The organism is Vibrio sp. 10N.261.55.A10, from assembly GCF_041470825.1.
Lineage (GTDB): Bacteria > Pseudomonadota > Gammaproteobacteria > Enterobacterales > Vibrionaceae > Vibrio > Vibrio crassostreae_C.
On the sequence record NZ_JBFRNC010000032.1, the window covers coordinates 156,932 to 177,234 of the forward strand.

Sequence of the window (20,303 nt, forward strand, 5' to 3'; positions counted from 1 at the left end):
TTTTGTATGTATATAGCTAACTATTTATAGCTAACTATTTATAGTTATATGTTTAGAACTATAAGAGTTTAAAGCAGAAAGTTTACTTTGCTTTCTTACCAGAGCGTTGCTGCTCTTTGTGTGCAAGCTTCTCTTTTTTGCGTTGCTCGATAAGGTGAGCAGCTTCGCCGCCTACGTGGGTTTCGCCACGAGCATTCGACAGTTGAACTTGCTTTTCACGTTCACGGAAACGGGCTTTCTGCTCGTCGCTGTGCTTATCAATACACTTAGGGCAGCTTACGCCTTTCTCGAAGTGTTTAGAGGCTTTGTCTTCGTCAGTGATTGGCAGGCGACACGCGTTACACACATCGTAACCGCTCTTTTCTAGCTGGTGGTTTACTGCAACACGACCATCAAATACGTAGCAGTCGCCTTCCCACATGCTCTCTTCTTCTGGTACTTCCTCTAGGTACTTAAGAATGCCGCCTTCAAGGTGGTAAACCTCATCAAAGCCTTGCTCTTTCATGTAGGCTGTTGATTTTTCGCAACGAATACCGCCAGTACAGAACATCGCGACTTTCTTGTGTTTCTTAGGATCAAGGTTGTCTTCAACGTACTGAGGGAACTCACGGAAGGTTTCTGTGTTTGGGTTTACGGCATTTTTGAAGGTGCCGATGTCCACTTCGTAGTCGTTACGAGTATCAACCAGAATCACATCAGGATCAGAGATCAATGCGTTCCACTCGTTTGGTTTCACGTAAGTGCCAACAACATGGCGTGGGTCGATGCCCTCAATGCCCATGGTTACGATCTCTTTCTTAAGCTTAACCTTGGTGCGGTTGAATGGTTGTTCTTCGTTGAACGACTCTTTGTAAACAACATCAGCCAAACGAGAATCTTGTTTGAACCATTGAAGAAGAGCGTCGATAGATTCGCGCTTACCTGCAACGGTGCCGTTGATACCTTCACTCGCAAGTAGCAAAGTACCGCGGATTTGGTTGGCTTCTAACACGTCAGTGAGTGGCTGGCGAATTTCTTGGTAATCATCAAGTGCTACGAATTTATACAGAGCACATACAACATATTGAGACATGGTTTTTCCTTTCTGCGAGCTGGAACGTAAATCCAGAGCGGTTGCCTTTTATGATACATACTGAGTTTGATTTACTCAGGTTTGCCCATATTGGCTTATTAAAATCCGCCGCAGTATAACCAAGCCAAGGAAGGACAAAAACCAACCAAAAGTAGGGCTATTTAGCATTGTTACTAGTGTGGCTTTTGGACTAAGAAATGCAATGAAACCGTTTTATCTGGTTCGAATTACAACACGTATTCCCAAACCAAAAAGGCCCTGCTGTAAAAATACATCAGGGCCTTGGTATTGAATCTGTCTGACTTAATCAGCGATTACGCTTGGTTAAGTACTTCCGCTAAGCGTTTCACCGCTTCTGTTAATTCTTCTGGGTTGGCGTTAGTGAAGTTTAAGCGCAGTGCGGCTTTTGCTTCATCGGCCTTTGGATAAAATACTGGGCTTGGTACAACCGCCACACCATTCGATAGCAAAGTCTTAGCTAATTCGAAGGTATCGCACTCTGGGATTTCTACCCAAATGAACATCCCGCCATCGACGGCTTTTAACACGCAATCTGCAGGCAGTTGTTTCTCTAGCTCTGAGAACAGCACTTCATAACGAGACTTGTACAGGGTGCGAATGTTCTCCATGTGTACGCCAAAGTCTTCATGTTTTAGAAGACCAACAAGCAGTGCTTGCATGGGTACACTTGAGTGTAAGTCAGCGCCTTGCTTCACTTTGATCAGTGGTTCAAGGTAGCTGCGTTTACCTGTTACCGCGCCAATACGTAGACCTGGCGATGCAATCTTAGAGAATGAACGAAGAACGATAGAGTTATCAGGGCAGAACGAAGAAACCAACGGCAGTTCTGTACCTGTGAAACGCAGCTCACGATATGGTGCATCTTCAATGAATGCCACGTTGTATTTGATACACAGCTCAGCGACTTTTTGACGAGTTTCTGTTGCCCAGCATACGCCGGTTGGGTTGTGGAAATCAGGCACGGCATAGAACATCTTCGGTGATTGCTGTGCAAAGCACGTTTCCAGTTCATCTAGGTTCGGGCCAAATTCAGTTTGAGACACGGTCGCAATGTTTGCTTGAACTAGGCCAAACACCTGCATCGCACCTAAGTAGCTTGGCGCTTCCATCACAACCACATCACCTGGGTCGACATACGCACGCGCAATCAAATCCAAACCTTGCTGAGAGCCAGTACAAATCATTGCCGTGTGTGATTCTGGCAATTGGTAGCTTTGTGTTAGGTGGTCAAGCAACGGGCCGTAACCGGTAGTAGAACCGTATTGGAAAACTTCAGGCATGTTCGCTAGGTTTTCTAGCGTTGGCTTCATTAAATCGATAGGGAATGTTTTCTCGTCCGGTAAACCACCGGCCAATGAGATGACATTTGGATCACTTGCGGCTGCGAGGATCTCCCGAATGTATGAAGATTGAATCTGTTGTAATGACTGTGCGATTTCCATGTGTTGTGTCTCGTCGTTTATCGTTTTTATTCTATCGCTTGATATTACACGGCAATTGTAAAAACTAGCGTGTCCGTTTATGCTCTTAAACATGTCCATTTATGCTATTTAAACGATGTCACGTCAACACATATCGCGAATCAATGATGTCCTGTTCCATATTCACCAAGACATCAGTCAGCCTTTGTCTGCCAAAGAGTTATCTGAGATAGCGGCCTATTCAGAACAGCACTTTCATCGCACCTTCAAAAGTGTGGTCGGGGAATCGTTGCATCAATACATCCGACGAACTCGAATGGAGTATGCAGCCAACCAATTGATGTTTGATACCAGTTCGTCTGTGGTTGAGATCGCCCATAAATGTGGCTTTAGTTCTGTGTCTTCGTTTAGTCGAGCATTTAAAGCGACCTTTAATATGTCGCCCGGAGAATGGCGTAAACACGATTTACAAGTAGCAGAAAAACCCTATTTAAAAGCTCCCGAAGTGGCGGCGGGCTATTTGAATGTTGCGCAGCGAGTGTTACCTGAACCTAAGATTATTGAAGTGCCTGAACGGATGGCGGCCTATGTTCGACATACGGGATATAATCGATCCATTCGCAATGCGTGGTTGATATTGAAAGCGTGGGCGAATTCGGAACAGCGTGATTTCTCGAGCCAATTTGGTTTGCATCACTCAAACCCTGCTTGGGTTGAGATGGATCAGTGCCGCTATGTGGCGTGTATCGCGATTGATGAACCGATTAAGTATCGCAGTGTCGTGAACCAGATGGTGATTCCCAGTGGTTTGCATGCCGTGTTTCGACTGAATGGTCGCTATGGTGAGCTGCTACCACAGATCAGTATGGTGTTAGAAAAGTGGCTACCCACATCTGGTTTCAAACAGCGCTCGACTCCTGCGTATGTGCATTATCATCAGAATCACTTCCTTAATAGTGATGAAATATTCGAGCTCGATTTCTACCTTCCCGTGAGCTTTTACTGAGCCTTTACTAGGTTAACCATTGAGTTGGCTCAGTAATTGGTTTTGTTGTGTTTTGTCGAGCGTGATTTTACTCATTTGTTGTGGCTAATTTGCTCGCTCAATGACAGACAGGCCTCTTATGTTGATGGTGCGATAGGAGAGAAGCTTGTTGATAAACGACTCTAAGTAAATGATGACAACGTACGGATTAAACGATAGCATCCTGCTCTAATTGCAAATAGTTCTTAATATCACTCAATAGAATATGACCATTACCCACAAAGATTATCTGAAAATCGCTTTCCCTTTCATCATCTCAACGGTGACACAACCTCTGTTAGGTGCTGTGGATACCGCTGTTATTGGCCAACTTGGTATTGCTGAATTGATTGGTGGCGTAGCGATCGGCACCATCATTATGAACACCATGTATTGGTTGTTTGGTTTTTTCCGTGTCAGTACCACGGGCCAAAGTGCGATGGCACTGGGTAAGGGAAACCGCACTGATTTGGCGGGTAGCTTGATGCGTCCGTTTGTGCTGTCTGGTTTAGTGGGTTTGATCTTTATCTTGATACAACCACTCATCTGGCAAGGCGCAATGTGGGTGATAGAGCCTGAAGCCAATGTAGCCGAGCACGCGCATATCTACTTCAGTATTTTGATTTATGGCGCGCCTTTCGTGTTGCTTAACTACACCATTATTGGTTGGTTAATGGGACAGGCGAAAGCCAAAGACGTTCTTTATACACAAGTGTTTGGTAATGTGTTGAACATTGTCTTGGATGCGGTGTTTGTACTTTATTTCGATTTGGGTGTCGCAGGTGTGGCTTACGCAAGTTTGATTGCACAAGTTACCACCTTTGCGATTGGTGTGACCTTGGTGATGAAGACCAGCAATATCTCGGTCTCTGAGTTCCTGCAAGGCTCGAAGATGACCAAGAAAGACCTATCGACAATCATCTCTTCGAATACTGATCTATTGCTTCGCACCATTTGTATCTTGGTGTTCTTCAACATGATGGCGCGTACTGGCTCTAAACTGGGTACCGATGTTCTAGCGGCTAACGCGATCTTGATGCAGGTGACTTTCATAGTCAGTTACATGTTTGACGGCATTGCCAACGCATCAAGTGTATTTGCGGGTAAAGCGGTGGGACAGAAGAATCCTTCAATGTTGGATCGAGTATTAAGGCTTAACTTCCAATGGACGGCAGGTTTCATTGCTGCGCTGACGCTTTTAACCCTGATATTCAAAGACATGATTGTTTTCTTGTTTACCGATATTCCAGCGCTGGTTACCTTGTATCAAGAGATGGCCCCGTGGCTGATTGTGTTCCCGCTAGTGGCTGGCTTTGGCTTAACGGTTTACGGCATCTTTACCGGAACGGGAACCACGCGTCCGGTTAGAGACTCAAGCATCGTGACTTTGTTGGTATTCTTAGCGGTACAGTCATTCACCATCGATATTTGGGGCAATCATGGTTTGTGGCTTGCGTTTACTCTGTTCTATCTTGGGCGTATTGCGTTCCTGTATCCGTTCATCGCACAAGTTAAGCAGAAGTGTTACCCAGTCGAAGATACCGCTCATGGTGCCATTAACTAAGTAACCTAATCACCACCTGTAATATTTTATGAAAGCGCTTTACTATTTTTACACGATAAATTTAGTGAGTGCTTTTTTGTATCGGTAAAAATCACCTCGAAGGGTCAACACGCCCTAATGAAAATTGGTCAATCAAACAGCAAATAAAGTGCGATGCAGTTCAATGTTCTCTTTTCATCATGTCGGCTAAATGATAGAGTTGTTATGTTATAACATCTATATGTGAGTATCTGCGTGAACACCCCACTTTTGTCTGTTGACCACCTAACGATCAAAACCTCTTCGAGAACCCTTTTCCAAGATATCCACTTCGATGTTTATCGAGGTGAGCTGTTGGCGATCATGGGACCGTCAGGCATTGGTAAGTCGATGCTTTCACGTGCGATTGCGGGTTTTCTGCCAGAAACGGTCGAGGTTGAAGGTCATATTTCTCTGTCTGGTGAAGCGGTATGTGGTTTGCCTATGTTGCAAAGAACTGCCACACAGCGCCCCGCAGTTATCTTCCAAGATGCGCTTCAAGCTTTGAACCCTCTGGTTTCAATAGAAGGTCAACTCTGCCTTGCCTTGACGGGAACTCGCACTAAGCTTAAATCAAAAGAAAAAATTCAAATTACCGAGTTGCTGAATCAACTTGGTTTTCCTAATCCAGAAACCATCTTGCCGTTGTACCCGAGCCAAATTTCGGGTGGGCAACGCCAACGTGTGTGTATTGCGATTGGCTTGCTGAGTAACGCCGATATTATCATCGCCGATGAACCAACCAGTGCGTTAGATCCGGTGACAGAGCAAGAGATACTTAAGCTGATTCGACACAATGTTAAACAGCGTCAAATTGGTGGTTTACTCATCACCCATGACCTGCATAGCGCGTTGGCGTGTGACAAGCTGTTAGTCATCGATGATGGTGGTGTGGTGGCTTACGGTGCACCGAAACATGCACTTGAGTCGAGCTCTCACGCTTTCTGCTGTTCATTGAGAGACTTAATCGAATGAGCTCGACCTTATTACTAAACTCAGAAGCCTCGCCATTAATGCCAGTGACTGATTCAGAAACACAAACACCGATAGAGATTAAGTTCGACAATGTGAGTGTTCACTACTACTCCGTACCAAGTTGGTTGGGTGGTAAAGCGTTCAAAGCGCTACAGAACATTGACCTTAAGGTTGAAGACAAAAGCTTAGCGATTGTTGGGCGTTCTGGTGCGGGGAAATCAACGTTGATTGAACTGCTATTTGGCCTTAAAGCGCCAACCGTTGGTCAAATAAACTTGTTCGGTTATTCGCTCCCAATTCGCGATAGTAAAGCGCAAGCAACGGTGTGTCGCTTGATTCAATTGGTGCCTCAAGAGCCCCACACTAGCCTCAACCCTTACTATACCGTTCGACAGATCTTAGCCGAACCTCTAAGTAACTTAGATGTTTCGGGTAATCATGAAGCCATCATTGAAGAGGCGCTTTCAGACGTTGGATTGCCTGCCAGTTTGCTCTTACTGAAACCTAATCAGCTTTCTACAGGTCAAGCTCAACGTGTGGCTATTGCTCGGGCTCTTGTCGTTAGACCCGCAGTGCTGGTGGCCGATGAACCTACTGCCAGCCTTGACCCAGTGAATCGCCAAAGGTTGTTGGACTTGGTTAATTCATTAAAAAAGAAGCGCGATATGCGCCTTATTTTGGTTACTCACGATTTAGGTGCCGCAAAAGCCCTTTGTGAAGAAATACTGGTACTCGACCATGGTGAAATGGTGGAGCACGGACCGACCGATCAAGTGATGAGTAAACCTGCTCATCCTGCGACTCAGATGCTGATCGAGTCTCAGCCTCTTTCGAAATCTACTTGTTAAACACAACCTTATTTATTAAAAAAATACAGCTACAGAGAAAAAATAATTATGCGTTTTAATTCAATCAAACTGGCTTGCACGCTTGCGTTGGCTCTGCCTTTGACGGGCTGTTTTGACTCTCAACCAGGGTCTAGCGATGCCGCAGTAAAATCTGAAATTCGAGTTGCGATGATGCAACCACCAAGAACGGGTTTATCGCCACTTTCTGATGACGCTTTTAAGTTATCTCGTTGGAGCACAGCAGAAACTCTGGTTAACCTGAGCCCAACCTCAGAAGCAGAACCTATGCTAGCAACGGATTGGAAACATCTTGATCCTCTGACTTGGCAGTTCACGATTCGCCAAGGCGTTAAATTCCATGACGGTTCGACATTAACGGCAAACTCTGTAGTGAACTCTCTACAAAAAGCGCTTGAAGCAGCACCTAAGCCGCGTATCCTAGATGGCGTAGAGCTAGAAGTGAAAGCGATGGACAACTACCGTGTAGAGATTAAAACCAGCTTTGATGACCCTCTTCTACCAAGCCGTTTATCAAGCCCTCAATTAGCGATCCTAGCAGCAAGTGCTTATCAAGAAGATGGTCGTGTTAGTCCAATTGGCGCAGGTACTGGCCCGTTTGAGCTGACTGAAATCAACGGCACAACCAGCGCGAAACTGAAACGTTTTGACGGCTACTGGGGCGAAAAAGCGCAAGTAGAATCTGTGATTGCAGAATACGTTCCTAACGGTTTTGCTCGTGCTGCAGCTCTAAGAACAGGCACGGCAGACATCGTTGAAGCAGTGCCCGTTTCACAAATCGCGACCATTGATCCGAACCTACTTTATGAAGTGGCGATGCCTCGTACCAATACGCTTTACCTAAACAACAAGTCAGGCGTATTCAGCGATATTAACTTGCGTAAGGTTGCGGCGGCTGCGGTGGACCGAGAGCAGATCGTGAATACCGTTTATGAGAACCACGCGGATATTGCACAAGGTCTATTAGGTCCTGCACTTGCTTGGGCTGAACCAATTCGACCTGAAGGTCAGGCAGTTGACAAAACGCTAAAAGCGAACGGCGAAAGCATTGTTATTGGTACCTTTACCGACCGTGCAGAGCTTCCAGAAGTGGCAGCGCTACTGAAGCAACAACTTGAAGCGGCTGGTTTCAAGGTTGAGCTGGATATTCGTGAATATGCTCAGATCGAGAACGATGCGCTATCTGGTAAGTTTGACGCGTTTATCCTTTCTCGTGCAACGGTTCTAGATTCGGGTGACCCAGTGGCTTACATGATGAGCGACTTTGGTTGTAAGGGTTCATTCAACCTTGGCCAGTTCTGTTCTCAAGAGGTAGATAAAGCACTGAATCACGCTGACCTACAACCGCTAGGTGCGCTGCGTCATCAAGCGATCATCGAAGCTGAACAAAAAATCCTTAACGATTTCGCGGCTATCCCGCTGCTTCACGAACGTGTGATTCAAGGTGAAAGTGAGCGTGTAAGCAATGTCGTTCGTGACCCAAGTGAACGTCGCTTGGTTGACCAAACTACACAGGTCAAAAAAGCGACACAAGTTAACCCGGCAACACAGGCTAACTAAATAAATGTTATCTGCTGAGACTCTGCGTCGAACTCTATTTATCTTGACGCCTTGGCTATCAAGAATCGCCTCACTGATTGTGGTGGTGATTCTTGTTGGTTTGATGCCTGACATTGCAGGCATCGATCCAAGCCAATCTATTCTGCGGGCTAGGGCGGGGCAACAACACCTGCTTACGCCTGAAGCTTTAGCGGCGGTACGCGCTGATCTTCAGCTTGACCGTTCAGCCATTGAGCGCCTGCTCGACTGGGTAGGAAGTGCTTTTTCAGGTGATCTAGGTGAATCATGGATTGATGGTTCTTCGGTTGCACTAGGTATTCAAAAAACAGCGTCTACATCTCTGTTTTTGATGTCTAGCGCACTGGTGATGACTTTCGTACTGTGTGGTGCAGGTTTACTGGCTACCTTGCGAAGTTGGAAGAAGGGCAAACTAGGGCAGAGTTACAGCAGTTTAAGCACCGTATTAATATCGTTGCCAGAGTACGTAGTGGCCTCGGTATTAATATTGGTGTTCTCTATCTGGTTAGGTTGGCTACCACCGTATGGTTGGCAAGGTTGGCAAGATATCTGGCTACCGAGTTTAGCGCTCGCACTGCCTGCAAGTGGCTTGTTTAGTCGTCTACTCAGAGACAGTTTACAACGCGTTCTCAATGAACCTTGGGTGATCACTTGGCTCAGTGCCAACGTTCATTCCAATCAAATTATTCGCTTTGCGCTGAAAAGAGCGCTGAGCAGTCTGATCCCGCAAATCGCGATGATCGTGATTGGCTTAACTGGTGGCGCAGTCGCGGTTGAGCTTATCTTCTCGATCCCTGGTATCGGGCGCATGATTCTTGGTGCAGCCAAGGCGCAAGACTTACCAACGCTGCAAGGCGGCTTATTGGTGTTGCTGCTATTTTCAATTGCCGTGAGCAGCATGAGCTTGTTTGTTCAGCAATTGATTCTTGGCCACAGCCTGAAAAGCGGCAAGCTCATCAGTAGCCACTCTTCGTTTCGTTTTACCCAGAACCGCGCAAAGCGTGTCACTGCTTTTGCGATCTTCTCGTTCCTAATTACTATCGTAGTTTGGGCAGCATTTCGTGACCCATATACCAGTCAATTTGCTCGCTTAGCGGATCCAAGTTGGCAAGCTCCATTGGGCGCCGATGGCATTGGTCGAGACCTACTGGCGAGAATTGGTTCTGGTATGATTGCGACCTTCCAAGCCGGCATATTGGCAACGTTCTTGAGCTTGGTGACGGGCATCATCATGGGTTTCAACACCCGCTTTAGCCAAGGCCTTATCGAGATCACTAAGGGTATCCCATACATCATTGCAGGCTTGCTTGTTGCAGGCTTAACGGGGATGAATCCGAACAGCGCATTAATCGCGATTGTATTGGTGTCGTGGGCGCCGCTAGCTGCACACTGCTCAAGCTTGATCGTAGAAGCCAAGGCTCAACCTTATACACACCTCGCGCCACTATGGGGCACCAGTAAGCTTAGAATCTTCCGTTTCTACTTGCTTCCGTATGTGTTGCCACCGTTGTTAAGACACGCGATGTTGAGGCTACCGGTTATCACTCTAAGTCTGACCTCGCTGAGCTTCATCGGATTAGGGGCAAAGCCACCAACACCTGAATGGGGTTTGATGATCGCAGAGAACCTTCCATACATTGAGCGCGCGCCATTAGCAGTCATGGGGCCAATTGTTGGGCTGATCTTGTTGGGTGCAGCCATTAACATGATGTTTGATGACTAACGTAAAGATCCGGTCGCTGAGGTTTCTAAATTGACGATCCGATTGGGTATTCGATTTAGCATTTATGTTGTAACCTTAGCCCTGCTTTTTAGAGACGCTTTTTGATTGGCTCGAAAGTTAAACAGGCCCTAGTTAAGTGTAAAGGATTCAACATGTATCTCGTTTTGTATTGCCACAACATTGGTATGACTGATTTTTCTTTCTTTGAGACGGAAGATTTCGACAAAGAAGATGGCTATATCGTGCGAGGAAAATGGCCGAATGAAAAAGCGTTTCGTGATTACTTGACCAAAGAATTTGGTGATATGAGCGACTTCCAAGTGATTGATCTGATCGCCAAAGGCGCAGAAGCAAAACACTACTCGCCAGAAGAGTTGATGAGCTTAGCTCCGTAACCGCTAGCTCAGCAATATCTAGCTCGGTAATACGGTTTAAATTGAACAAACAAATGGCAGCCTGATTGGGCTGCCATTTTTCGTTTCAAGCTAGAGCTCGTTGCTATGAACTTTGAATAAAGCTACTGCGCCACTTCGTCCACCAAGTACAAGATTGACTGATATGGAATGCCACTGTGGTGTGATAAACCTATCTCACAGGTTCGGCTGTTACTGAAACCACGAGTACAGTTGCTCGGTACTTGTTCCTTGAGTGGGTGTACCGCCGCCTCATTCAGCTCTGGTGTAGTGAAGCCTTTGTCACCTGCCCAACCACAACATTGAATATGCTCTGGAACAATCACCTCTTCGGTACAGGCTTTAGCAAGGTTTAACATCGCGCCTTCTAAGCCCATTCGACGAGAGCTACACGTGACATGCAGCATCACGGTTTCTTGTAGCGGCTCAAGCGTCAGATGTTCAAGCAAATATTGATTCACAAACCCTGTTGGCTCTAACACCTCTAATGGCTTGGTGAACTGTTCAATACTGCGTTTAGCACATGGGCTGGTATCCATCAATATTGGGTATTCACCCTGACGACTGGCTTGCCATAGCACTTCTTCCAACTGCTGAGCCTTCGACTGTGCTAAGTCGGTCATTCCTTTGCTGTCGTAAGGCATACCACAGCATTGGTCATCTAGCTTCTTCGGTAGAATTACCTCGAATCCTGCCTTGTTGAGCAAAGACATGGTCACTTCAGTAAGAGGACGTTGGTCGCCCGCATCACTTTGTTGCCCCATGGTTCGACTGGCACACGAAGGGAGGTAAACCACTTTCTTATGATTGCTTGAGTTTTCTGCCGTCACTGGTGATGAGACTAGCGTGTGACTATTGGATTGCGGCATCTCAGGCATCCAAACCGGCGTCGCGCCTTTGGTGATAGAGCGCAAGCCGTTAGTTAGCTTGCCGACAGTATTTGCGCCTAATACTTTGCTCGCTACTTGGTTGGTTTTGAGGCCAGCCTTGGTGAGTTTTGTAGTGGTCGAGAAATGATCCGCTGTCCACTTAGCGATTGGCGTAAATTTCTCGTACTTGGCAATACGAAGCTTTTTAATCAAATCACCGGTGTTGATTCCCACTGGACAACGTTCGGCACACAGGCCGGTTGCGGCGCAAGTATCAATGCCTTGGTATTCAAAGGTTTTCTCTAGTTCGCTTGCTTCTATCTCTTCACCCGCAGCTCGGCGGCGTTGTAACTCGCGATATAAAACAATACGTTGGCGAGGTGATAAAGTCAGCGTGCGAGAAGGGCAAACAGGTTCACAGAAGCCACACTCAATACAGCGGTCGACTAGATCATCGGCAGCAGGCATCGGCTTCAGGTCTGTGATGTGGGAGTTTGGATTGTCGTTGATGATAACGCCGGGGTTAAGCAGCCTTTCTGGGTCAAACAGCGCTTTGATCTGTTGCATCAAGGCATAGCCATCTTTGCCCCATTCCAATTCCACATAAGGTGCCATGTTTCGGCCCGTGCCGTGTTCCGCTTTCAGTGAACCTTGATACTTCACTGCAACTAGCTCGGCAACGTCATCCATGAAACCGCCGTAACGGTCGATCTCTTCTTGGCTGTCGAAGCCTTGGGTAAACACAAAATGAAGGTTGCCTTCGAGTGCATGGCCGAAAATGATCGCTTCGCTGTAGTCGTATTTATCGAACAACTCTTGCAGCTCTCGAATACCGTTAGCCAGGTTTTCAACAGGGAAAGCCACGTCTTCGATGATAACGGTTGTGCCAACTTCACGAACGGCCCCAACTGCTGGGAACATGCCTTTTCGAATGCCCCACAGGGTTGCAACAGTCTTTGGATCGGACGTAAAAGGGACCGATTCAACAATCGTGTAATCAGCCAATGCATCCAAAATTGATTTACATTGTAAATCTAAGTCCTGCTGGGAGCTGGCGTGTGATTCCACCAAAATAGCCGCCGCTTCTAAATCTAGGTTTGGCATAAACGCAGGCATACCCGGTTTATCCGCGACAGAACGTAGCGCCCTGCCGTCCATCAACTCAACGGCTGCAACCGGAGTTTTGGATAATGTAGTTACGGCTTTACTTGCTTGCTCGATGTCGGCAAACACCAATAGCGCTGAAGCTTTGTTCGGGTGTTCAATCACCGTGTTGTAAGTGATCTCGGCTATGAAGCCTAGTGTGCCTTCTGAGCCAATCATCAGGTGTTTTATGATCTCAATTGGGTCGTGGTAATCGACCAATGCATTGAGCGCGTAGCCGGTGGTGTTTTTAAGACGGTACTTGTGGCGGATTCTGTCTGCCAGTTCTTGATTTGAGCTAGTCTGTCTGTGTAAATCAATAATGCCTTCAAACAACGTTTTGTGTGATTGCTTGAAAGCTTCAACGCTGGCGTTATCTGCCGTATCAAGCAGGGAACCATCACTCAATACGATTTTCATGCTCTCGACGGTGCGATAGGAGTTTTGCGCAGTACCACAACACATACCGCTGGCGTTGTTCGCGGCAATACCGCCAATTTTACAGGTGTTGATAGAGGCTGGGTCTGGGCCGATTTTACGTTGGAAAGGGGCGAGGTATTTGTTAGCATCAGCACCAATCACACCCGGTTGAAGGATAATCTGATTGCCGTTGTCGACGATTTCATGGCCACGCCAGTCGTCGGTCAGAGTAATAAGTACCGAGTCTGAAACGGCTTGGCCTGAAAGGCTGGTACCCGCAGCGCGAAAGGTAAAATGAATGCCCAGTTCGCGACAGCTTTGAATAGTGAATATCACTTCATCTAAGTTTTTCAGCCTTAGAACCATTTTCGGTACCAAGCGATAGAAACTCGCATCGGTGCCGTAAGCCAAGCGCTTTGCCTCTTGTGTGACAATGCGTTCTGTTTCTATTCTTTGAGCCAGTATCGCTTCAAGCTGCTTATAAGCTTGTGGATCTACTACTCGCTCATGGGATGTGTTTGTCTCCATCTTTGCTTCCTTGTGCTTCTTATTTGGCACTGATTTGCTTTTTTGTTTTTTTATTTTATTTTCCAGTGCTTAAACGGTGTCACAACGGTAGTGGAATTGCTGTGACACCGATTGAACTTCAGCCTAAGTAGACCAAAGCATGAGTCTGAATCGTGGAGATTTAATCTAACCCCACCAAAGATTCACGAGTTAAGTCTTTGATTGTCCTCGCGCCTGTTAATGTCATCGCAACGCGCATCTCTTTGTCGTAAAGGTCGAGTAGATTCTCAACGCCGGCTTGTCCTTGCGCTGCTAATGCGTAAACGAAAGAACGGCCAAGCAAGGTGCAGTCTGCGCCCAATGCCATCATTCGAACCACATCCAAGCCAGTACGAATGCCAGAGTCGACCAGAATTTTGGTGTCGCCTTTAACTGCATCAGCAATCGAAGGCAGCGCTTTGGCACTTGATAGAACGCCGTCAAGCTGGCGGCCGCCGTGGTTTGAAACCACAATGCCGTCTGCGCCAAATCTCACCGCATCCTTTGCATCTTCTTCATCAAGAATGCCTTTGATGACCATTGGGCCATCCCAGAAATCACGGATCCACTCTAGGTCTTTCCATGAGATCGATGGGTCGAAGTTGTCACCCAACCAACCGATGTAGTCTTCCAGTTTGGTTGGAGAGCCGCGGTAAGTAGAGATGTTGCCTAGATCATGTGGCTTACCTAACAAGCCAACATCAACGGCCCAACTAGGATGACGCATAGATTGGAATACACGACGCATTGCCGCATTTGGGCCACTCATTCCTGAGTGCATGTCACGGTAGCGAGCGCCGGGTACGGGCATATCCACGGTGAAGACCAGTGTTGTGACGCCAGCGGCTTTAGCGCGTTCAAGAACGTTCTTCATGAAGCCACGGTCTTTTAACACGTAAAGTTGGAACCACATTGGGCGTTCAATCTTAGGTGCAACTTCTTCAATCGGACATACCGACACGGTCGACATGGTAAAAGGGATGCCTTTGTTGTCGGCGGCTTTTGCTGCTTGTACTTCACCGCGTCTTGCGTACATACCCGTTAAACCAACAGGCGCCAGTGCGATTGGCATCGCTAGCTTCTCGCCAAATAGTTCGGTTTCCAAATTTAGGTCCGACATGTCGTTGAGTACGCGTTGTTTTAGCGCAATCTCAGCTAGGTCAGCCGTGTTGCGACGTAGGGTATGTTCTCCGTAAGAGCCACCATCAATGTAGTGGAAAAGAAACGGTGGTAATTTCGCTTTTGCTGCGGCGCGGTAATCAGTCGATGCGGATATGATCATAATTTCAGTCCTAAATTCTTGGGATGTTGCTCTTCTTTGAGAGCTTGGTTTGGGCTGCTTTAATTCGGGAAAATGGCGTTAATACCCATGGGTGTTGATGTGCTCTAGTATCCATCCCGGAACTCATCAACTGTCTTATTAGACGGTGTCGCTGTCGGGGAATTGAGTATTAACGCCAAGTGCTTTTGAACGACTTATGGTTTACATAAGTGCGTCGGTCATTTTGAATCCGTAGATAACCACTAGGCCGATGATGCCTGTCATCACCAAGTAGTAGAACGTTGGAATGATTGTCTTACGTAGGGTTGCACCTTCGCGTCCTAGCAAGCCAACAGTTGCTGATGCCGCTACCACGTTGTGAATCGCAATCATGTTACCTGCTGCTGCACCAACGGCTTGTAGAGCAACAACCACCGCACTAGAGATAGTCAGAGTCTGCGCTACTTCGAATTGGAACTGGCTGAACATCATGTTTGAAACTGTGTTCGAACCTGCAATGAAGGCACCTAACGCACCAACCGTTGCACTCAATGCTGGGAATGCGCTACCAACGAGGTCAGCTGCGAAGTTTGCCGTGGTTACGGGCATACTTGCTAAATCTGCGCCGTTCACACCAGAGTTAATGAAGATACGAACCATTGGGATGGTGAACACCAACACAAAGCCTGCGCCAATCAGAGTCTTGCTCGATTCACCGAAGGCTTTAGCCAGTGGCGTTGCGCTGCGAGATTGCATGAGAACAGCAACCAGCGCGACGAAGACCAAGATACCGCCCGGTAGATACAGAGGCTGAATCGCAGTGCTCACACCGGTTTCACCAAGGATGTTGCTGAACGATAGGCTAACGCTCTTCAGTAGGCCTTTGAATTCAGGGCTCACGCGGCTCGCAACCAAGGTCACCGCTAGCAGCACGTATGGTGCCCATGCCATCGCCATGCTCATCTTCTTATGGCCTTGATTGTTGTCGTCAAGGTCGATTTTCAGAGAACCTAGCCATTCTGCAGGCCACTTGTCTTCGCTCTCAAAATCCCATTTTGATTTTGGTACGAGGAAGCCACGTTTTGCTGCAGTAACCACAATCGCAAGGCCAACCAAACCACCAATCAGTGATGGGAATTCAGCGCCTAGGAAAACACCTGTTAGTGCGTAAGGAATAGTGAAAGCAGCACCTGCGAACAGTGCGAACGGCAGGATATCTAAACCTTCAGTCCAGCTTTTGTTCTTACCGAAGAAGCGAGTCAGCATCATTGCCATCAATACAGGCATCATCACACCAACAGAAGCATGAATTAGCGCAACGCTTGACGTGATTTGTTGTAGATAAGCATCCCATGTTGAGCCATGAGCAATCAGGCTTTCACCGATGTTGTGCGTGTCCAATCCTTTGTTCACACCAACGATGATAGGTGTACCAACCGCGCCGAATGATACTGGCGTAGATTGGATCATCATGCCCATCAGTACCGCAGCCAGCGCAGGGAAGCCGATAGCAACCAGCAGTGGTGCAGCGATGGCAGCTGGTGTGCCGAAGCCAGATGCGCCCTCAATGAATGAACCGAAACACCAAGCAATGATGATTGCTTGAACACGACGGTCAGCGGATATATCAGTGAATCCGTTGCGGATGGTGGTGATAGCTCCGGTGTGTTTCAAAGTGTTTAATAAGAAGATGGCGCCGAACACAATCCAGAGAACCGACACTGTAATGCCGAAGCCTTGGAATACAGAAGCCAGCACGCGAGTGCCAGACATGTCCCAAGCAAGTAGGGCGATAGCAACGGTTAAGGCAAATGCCACAGGCATCGCTTTTTTTGCAGGCCAGTTAAGGCCAACCAGCAGAATCGCTGCAACAACTATTGGTGAAAATGCCAATAGGGCTAGTAGAGTTTCACTCATGGGTACTTCCTCGTACTGTTTTCAAACGTTCATGTTTGAAGTAAAGATCACGTTATGGTTTGTCATTATTTGAATCGCTTTGGCCTCTAAACGGGAACCTTCTTTAGGCGAATCTTGTAATTGGAATGACTGTTTTTGTAATTGTTTTGTTAATTTGGCGTGAATTTACCCCTTTATTTTTTATTGATATAGGGAAATAATGAAAATAATTAATTCCAAAATTGGCATAATCAGATGCGAGCAGACGATTTGATCCTGTTTTCACAGGTGGTAGAGCTAGGCAGCTTCAGTAAGGTGGCAGAGCAAAATAACCTTACAAATTCGGTAGTTAGTAAAAGAATTGCGCGTTTAGAGGAAGAGATTGGCGTGCAATTATTATATCGAACCACGCGTAAATTGACCTTGACTGAGGCGGGCAAGGCAATGTTACACGGGGCCAAAAATGTGAAGCAGGCAGCTCAAGAGGCTATGGACGCAGTTTCAGGCTTTGGTGAAAATGTCAGTGGTCATATCAAAATGTCAGTGCCTACTATCTCCGGAGATTTGATTCTCGCAGACGCTGTGGCCGAGTTTTGTAATATGCACCCAGGTTTAACGGTCGATATGTCTCTGAATAATCGCTTTGTCGACTTGGTTGAGGATGGTCTCGATTTGGTGATTCGAACCGGCTACTTGGAAGATTCAAGCCTCATTGCTCGTCATATATTGGATTCACAATGGGTGGTGTGCGCTTCGCCGTCTTATATTGCTAAGAACGGTAAGCCGATGCTGCCTAAAGATTTAGTGCAGCACAATTGCTTGCAATACGCCTATCAAACAACGGGTGCTAGCGAATGGCAGTTTCTGCATAGTAAAGATGGCTGTACCGACAATGACAAATATATCGTGCGTGTTGCGGGCTCTTTTTCGACTGACAATGCGACCGCGTTAAGAAAAGCGGCGCTGGGCGGTCATGGTGTGGCGTACGTGCCACGTTGTCTGGTGTATCACGATATTCGTAACGGCCAGCTGGTGGATATCTTCCCTGATTTAGTCGGTAAAAAGCTGGGTATTTATGCGGTGTACCCGTTCACTCGTCAGCCACCGAACAAGATTAAGTTATTGATTGAACACATCAGAACGCGTTATCTGACGATTTCACATTATTTTTAATAAGGATCACGATGAGCTATTTAAAAGAGTATCCATATCCAGTCACCAACAAACAGATCGTCAGCGATGACTATTTTGGTCAGATAGTCGAAGACCCATATCGCTGGTTAGAAGACGACAGAAGTGACGAAACCGCGCAGTGGGTGGCGAGCCAGAATGAAGTGACGTTTGATTACCTCGCTCAAATCCCGTATCGCGCAGAACTGCGAGAGCGATTAGCGAAAGCGCAAGACTACAAAAAGAGCTCACAGCCGTTTGTGCGAGGTGATTACACCTATTTCTATAAGAATGATGGACTGCAGAATCACAGTATTCTTTATCGTCAGAAAGAAGGTCAGTCGATTGAAGTATTCCTAGATCCGAATACCTTCTCGGAAGACGGCACCACATCTCTAGGCTCGGTGTCGTTTTCTAAAGACTACAGCTTAGTGGCGTACAGCATTTCTGAAGGTGGTAGCGACTGGCGCAAGATCTTCGTGATTGATACCGAGACTAAACAGCAGCTTGAAGCCGAAATCAATGACGCCAAATTTACTGGTATTTCTTGGTTGGGTAATCGCGGCTTTTATTACTCTAGTTACGACAAGCCAGACGGCAGTGAACTCTCTGCTCGTACTGAGCAACACAAGCTGTACTTCCATGAGTTGGGTACAGAGCAAGCTAGCGACAAAGTTATCTTTGGTGAGAACAACGCTGAGCAGCACCGCTATGTATCAGGCTATACCACCGAAGACGACCGTTACTTGATCATTCTAGGGCGAGAGTCGACATCGGGTAATAGACTGTTCTATATCGATTTAAACTCACCAGAACAACAGCTGAACACGCTGATTGATCATGTGGATAGCGACATTTATCTCATCGATAACCAAGATGAGACCTTCATTCTATATACGAATCTTGATGCGCCTAATGGCAAGGTGGTGAGCTTTGGTACTCGCGATGGGAAATGGCTCGAAATCATCCCTGAAAAGCCACAGCCATTGGATATCAGCACGGGTGGTGGCCACTTGTTTGCTCACTACATGGTGGATGTGGTGTCTAAGATTGAGCAGTTGGATTACCAAGGTAACCTAGTTCGTGAAATTCATTTGCCTGGGCTGGGAACGGCCAGTGGCTTAGGTGGAAAAAACGAGCAAACTCAGCTTTATTACACCTTTACCAACTATGTAACGCCGCCAACGATTTTCTCTTTCGATGTCGAATCAGGCAATTCTGAAATCTACCAACGCTCTGAGTCTCCGTTTGAGTCGGATCAATTTGAGTCTAAACAAGTCTTCTATACCTCGAAGGATGGCACCAAGGTTCCGATGCTTATCTCTTATAAGAAGGGATTAGTGTTAGATGGCAATAATCCAACCATGTTGTACGCCTATGGTGGCTTTAACGTTAGCCTAACGCCTTCTTTCTCGGGCACTGTGGGCAGTTGGCTAGAACTGGGTGGCGTATATGCGGTGCCAAACTTACGTGGTGGTGGCGAATACGGTAAGGCGTGGCACAAAGCCGGTACACAACAACAAAAACAGAATGTATTTGATGACTTCATTGCTGCTGCGGAGTTCTTAATTGAAGAGAACTACACCTGCAATGATAAGTTAGCGATCCGCGGCGGTTCTAATGGAGGCTTGTTGGTTGGCGCTTGCATGACACAAAAGCCTGAGCTGTTCCAAGTGGCTCTGCCTGCTGTTGGGGTGTTGGACATGTTGCGTTACCACACATTCACGTCTGGCGAAGGGTGGGCGTACGACTATGGCACATCCGCGCAGAACAGAGAGATGTTCGAATATCTGCTTGGCTATTCTCCGGTTCATAATGTGGTGCGTGGCACGGATTATCCAGCAACATTGGTGACGACCGCTGATCACGATGACCGCGTAGTACCGGCTCACTCTTATAAGTTCATCTCAGAGCTGCAAGATAAGCATGAAGGTAGTGCGCCCGTGATGATTCGTATTGACGTAAATGCAGGGCATGGTGCTGGAATGCCATTGAGTAAAGCGATCGATCTCACTGCCGATATTTATGCGTTTACGCTGTTTAATATGGGCGTTGAATCTCTAGATTCGTTTTAGATAATGCTTGATTCTAGATAATTGGGTGTTTGACTCAGACTAAAAAGCCTCAAAATCGACCTTAGATTTTGAGGCTTTCCATATATATGAAAACTTATCAAAACTGCACCATATTTCCTTCATTTTTACATACACTTTTCCGTGATAGACCCCGCCATTATTGATGAAATGAAAGCGATTTCAAGCTGATATTTCACGCGTTTCCTTTTCTAAGTTTCTGATATTAAATTAATAGTTTTGGGTATGAC

Annotated in this window: 14 protein-coding genes; 9 read left to right on the forward strand and 5 right to left on the reverse strand. The window is 46.8% G+C overall.

Annotation, left to right across the window (positions count from 1 at the left end; genetic code table 11):
- Positions 1-82: 82 nt before the first annotated feature.
- Positions 83-1,072, reverse strand: coding sequence for a rhodanese-related sulfurtransferase (locus tag AB4274_RS11480; protein ID WP_017067892.1), 990 nt, complete (start codon positions 1,070-1,072; stop codon positions 83-85).
- Positions 1,073-1,386: 314 nt separating this feature from the next.
- On the reverse strand, positions 1,387-2,535 hold the full coding sequence (locus AB4274_RS11485) for a PLP-dependent aminotransferase family protein (protein WP_372112081.1): 1,149 nt from the start codon (positions 2,533-2,535) through the stop codon (positions 1,387-1,389).
- A 115-nt stretch (positions 2,536-2,650) separates the two neighbouring features.
- Here AB4274_RS11485 and AB4274_RS11490 point away from each other — a divergent pair, with 115 nt between their 5' ends.
- The 7 genes from AB4274_RS11490 (at position 2,651) to AB4274_RS11520 (ending at position 10,657) form a co-directional block, all read left to right on the forward strand.
- Positions 2,651-3,520, forward strand: coding sequence for a GyrI-like domain-containing protein (locus AB4274_RS11490; protein ID WP_372112083.1), 870 nt, complete (start codon positions 2,651-2,653; stop codon positions 3,518-3,520).
- 244 nt (positions 3,521-3,764) lie between these two features.
- Positions 3,765-5,102 carry an MATE family efflux transporter gene (locus tag AB4274_RS11495; RefSeq protein ID WP_372112085.1) on the forward strand — a complete coding sequence of 446 codons (1,338 nt, stop codon included), beginning with the start codon at positions 3,765-3,767 and terminating at the stop codon, positions 5,100-5,102.
- A gap of 234 nt (positions 5,103-5,336) precedes the next feature.
- A complete protein-coding gene (locus AB4274_RS11500) occupies positions 5,337-6,095 on the forward strand; it encodes an ATP-binding cassette domain-containing protein (RefSeq protein WP_102321379.1) in 759 nt (252 codons plus the stop codon).
- Entirely contained in the window at positions 6,092-6,943 is an 852-nt protein-coding gene (locus AB4274_RS11505) for an ABC transporter ATP-binding protein (protein ID WP_372112086.1), read from the forward strand. The genes AB4274_RS11500 and AB4274_RS11505 overlap by 4 nt, the downstream gene beginning before the upstream one ends.
- A gap of 48 nt (positions 6,944-6,991) precedes the next feature.
- Positions 6,992-8,521, forward strand: coding sequence for an ABC transporter substrate-binding protein (locus tag AB4274_RS11510; RefSeq protein ID WP_372105095.1), 1,530 nt, complete (start codon positions 6,992-6,994; stop codon positions 8,519-8,521).
- A gap of 4 nt (positions 8,522-8,525) precedes the next feature.
- Positions 8,526-10,262: an ABC transporter permease subunit gene (locus AB4274_RS11515; protein WP_372112088.1), complete on the forward strand. Its 1,737-nt coding sequence runs from the start codon at positions 8,526-8,528 to the stop codon at positions 10,260-10,262.
- 152 nt (positions 10,263-10,414) lie between these two features.
- Entirely contained in the window at positions 10,415-10,657 is a 243-nt protein-coding gene (locus AB4274_RS11520) for a hypothetical protein (protein WP_372112089.1), read from the forward strand.
- 122 nt (positions 10,658-10,779) lie between these two features.
- On the opposite strand, the gene AB4274_RS11525 is transcribed toward AB4274_RS11520, so the two are convergent.
- The 3 genes from AB4274_RS11525 to AB4274_RS11535 form a co-directional block, all read right to left on the reverse strand.
- Positions 10,780-13,635, reverse strand: coding sequence for an FAD-binding and (Fe-S)-binding domain-containing protein (locus AB4274_RS11525; RefSeq protein ID WP_372112091.1), 2,856 nt, complete (start codon positions 13,633-13,635; stop codon positions 10,780-10,782).
- Positions 13,636-13,795: 160 nt separating this feature from the next.
- Positions 13,796-14,935 carry an FMN-dependent L-lactate dehydrogenase LldD gene (gene lldD, locus AB4274_RS11530; protein WP_017071914.1) on the reverse strand — a complete coding sequence of 380 codons (1,140 nt, stop codon included), beginning with the start codon at positions 14,933-14,935 and terminating at the stop codon, positions 13,796-13,798.
- 201 nt (positions 14,936-15,136) lie between these two features.
- The gene (locus tag AB4274_RS11535; RefSeq protein ID WP_017061561.1) at positions 15,137-16,831 is read right to left on the reverse strand and encodes an L-lactate permease; all 1,695 of its coding nucleotides are present in this window, start codon (positions 16,829-16,831) and stop codon (positions 15,137-15,139) included.
- A gap of 234 nt (positions 16,832-17,065) precedes the next feature.
- Here AB4274_RS11535 and AB4274_RS11540 point away from each other — a divergent pair, with 234 nt between their 5' ends.
- Positions 17,066-17,983 carry a LysR family transcriptional regulator gene (locus tag AB4274_RS11540; RefSeq protein WP_017068571.1) on the forward strand — a complete coding sequence of 306 codons (918 nt, stop codon included), beginning with the start codon at positions 17,066-17,068 and terminating at the stop codon, positions 17,981-17,983.
- An 11-nt stretch (positions 17,984-17,994) separates the two neighbouring features.
- Complete coding sequence (locus tag AB4274_RS11545; RefSeq protein WP_372112093.1) at positions 17,995-20,055, forward strand: prolyl oligopeptidase family protein; 2,061 nt, start codon at positions 17,995-17,997, stop codon at positions 20,053-20,055.
- Positions 20,056-20,303: the final 248 nt, after the last annotated feature.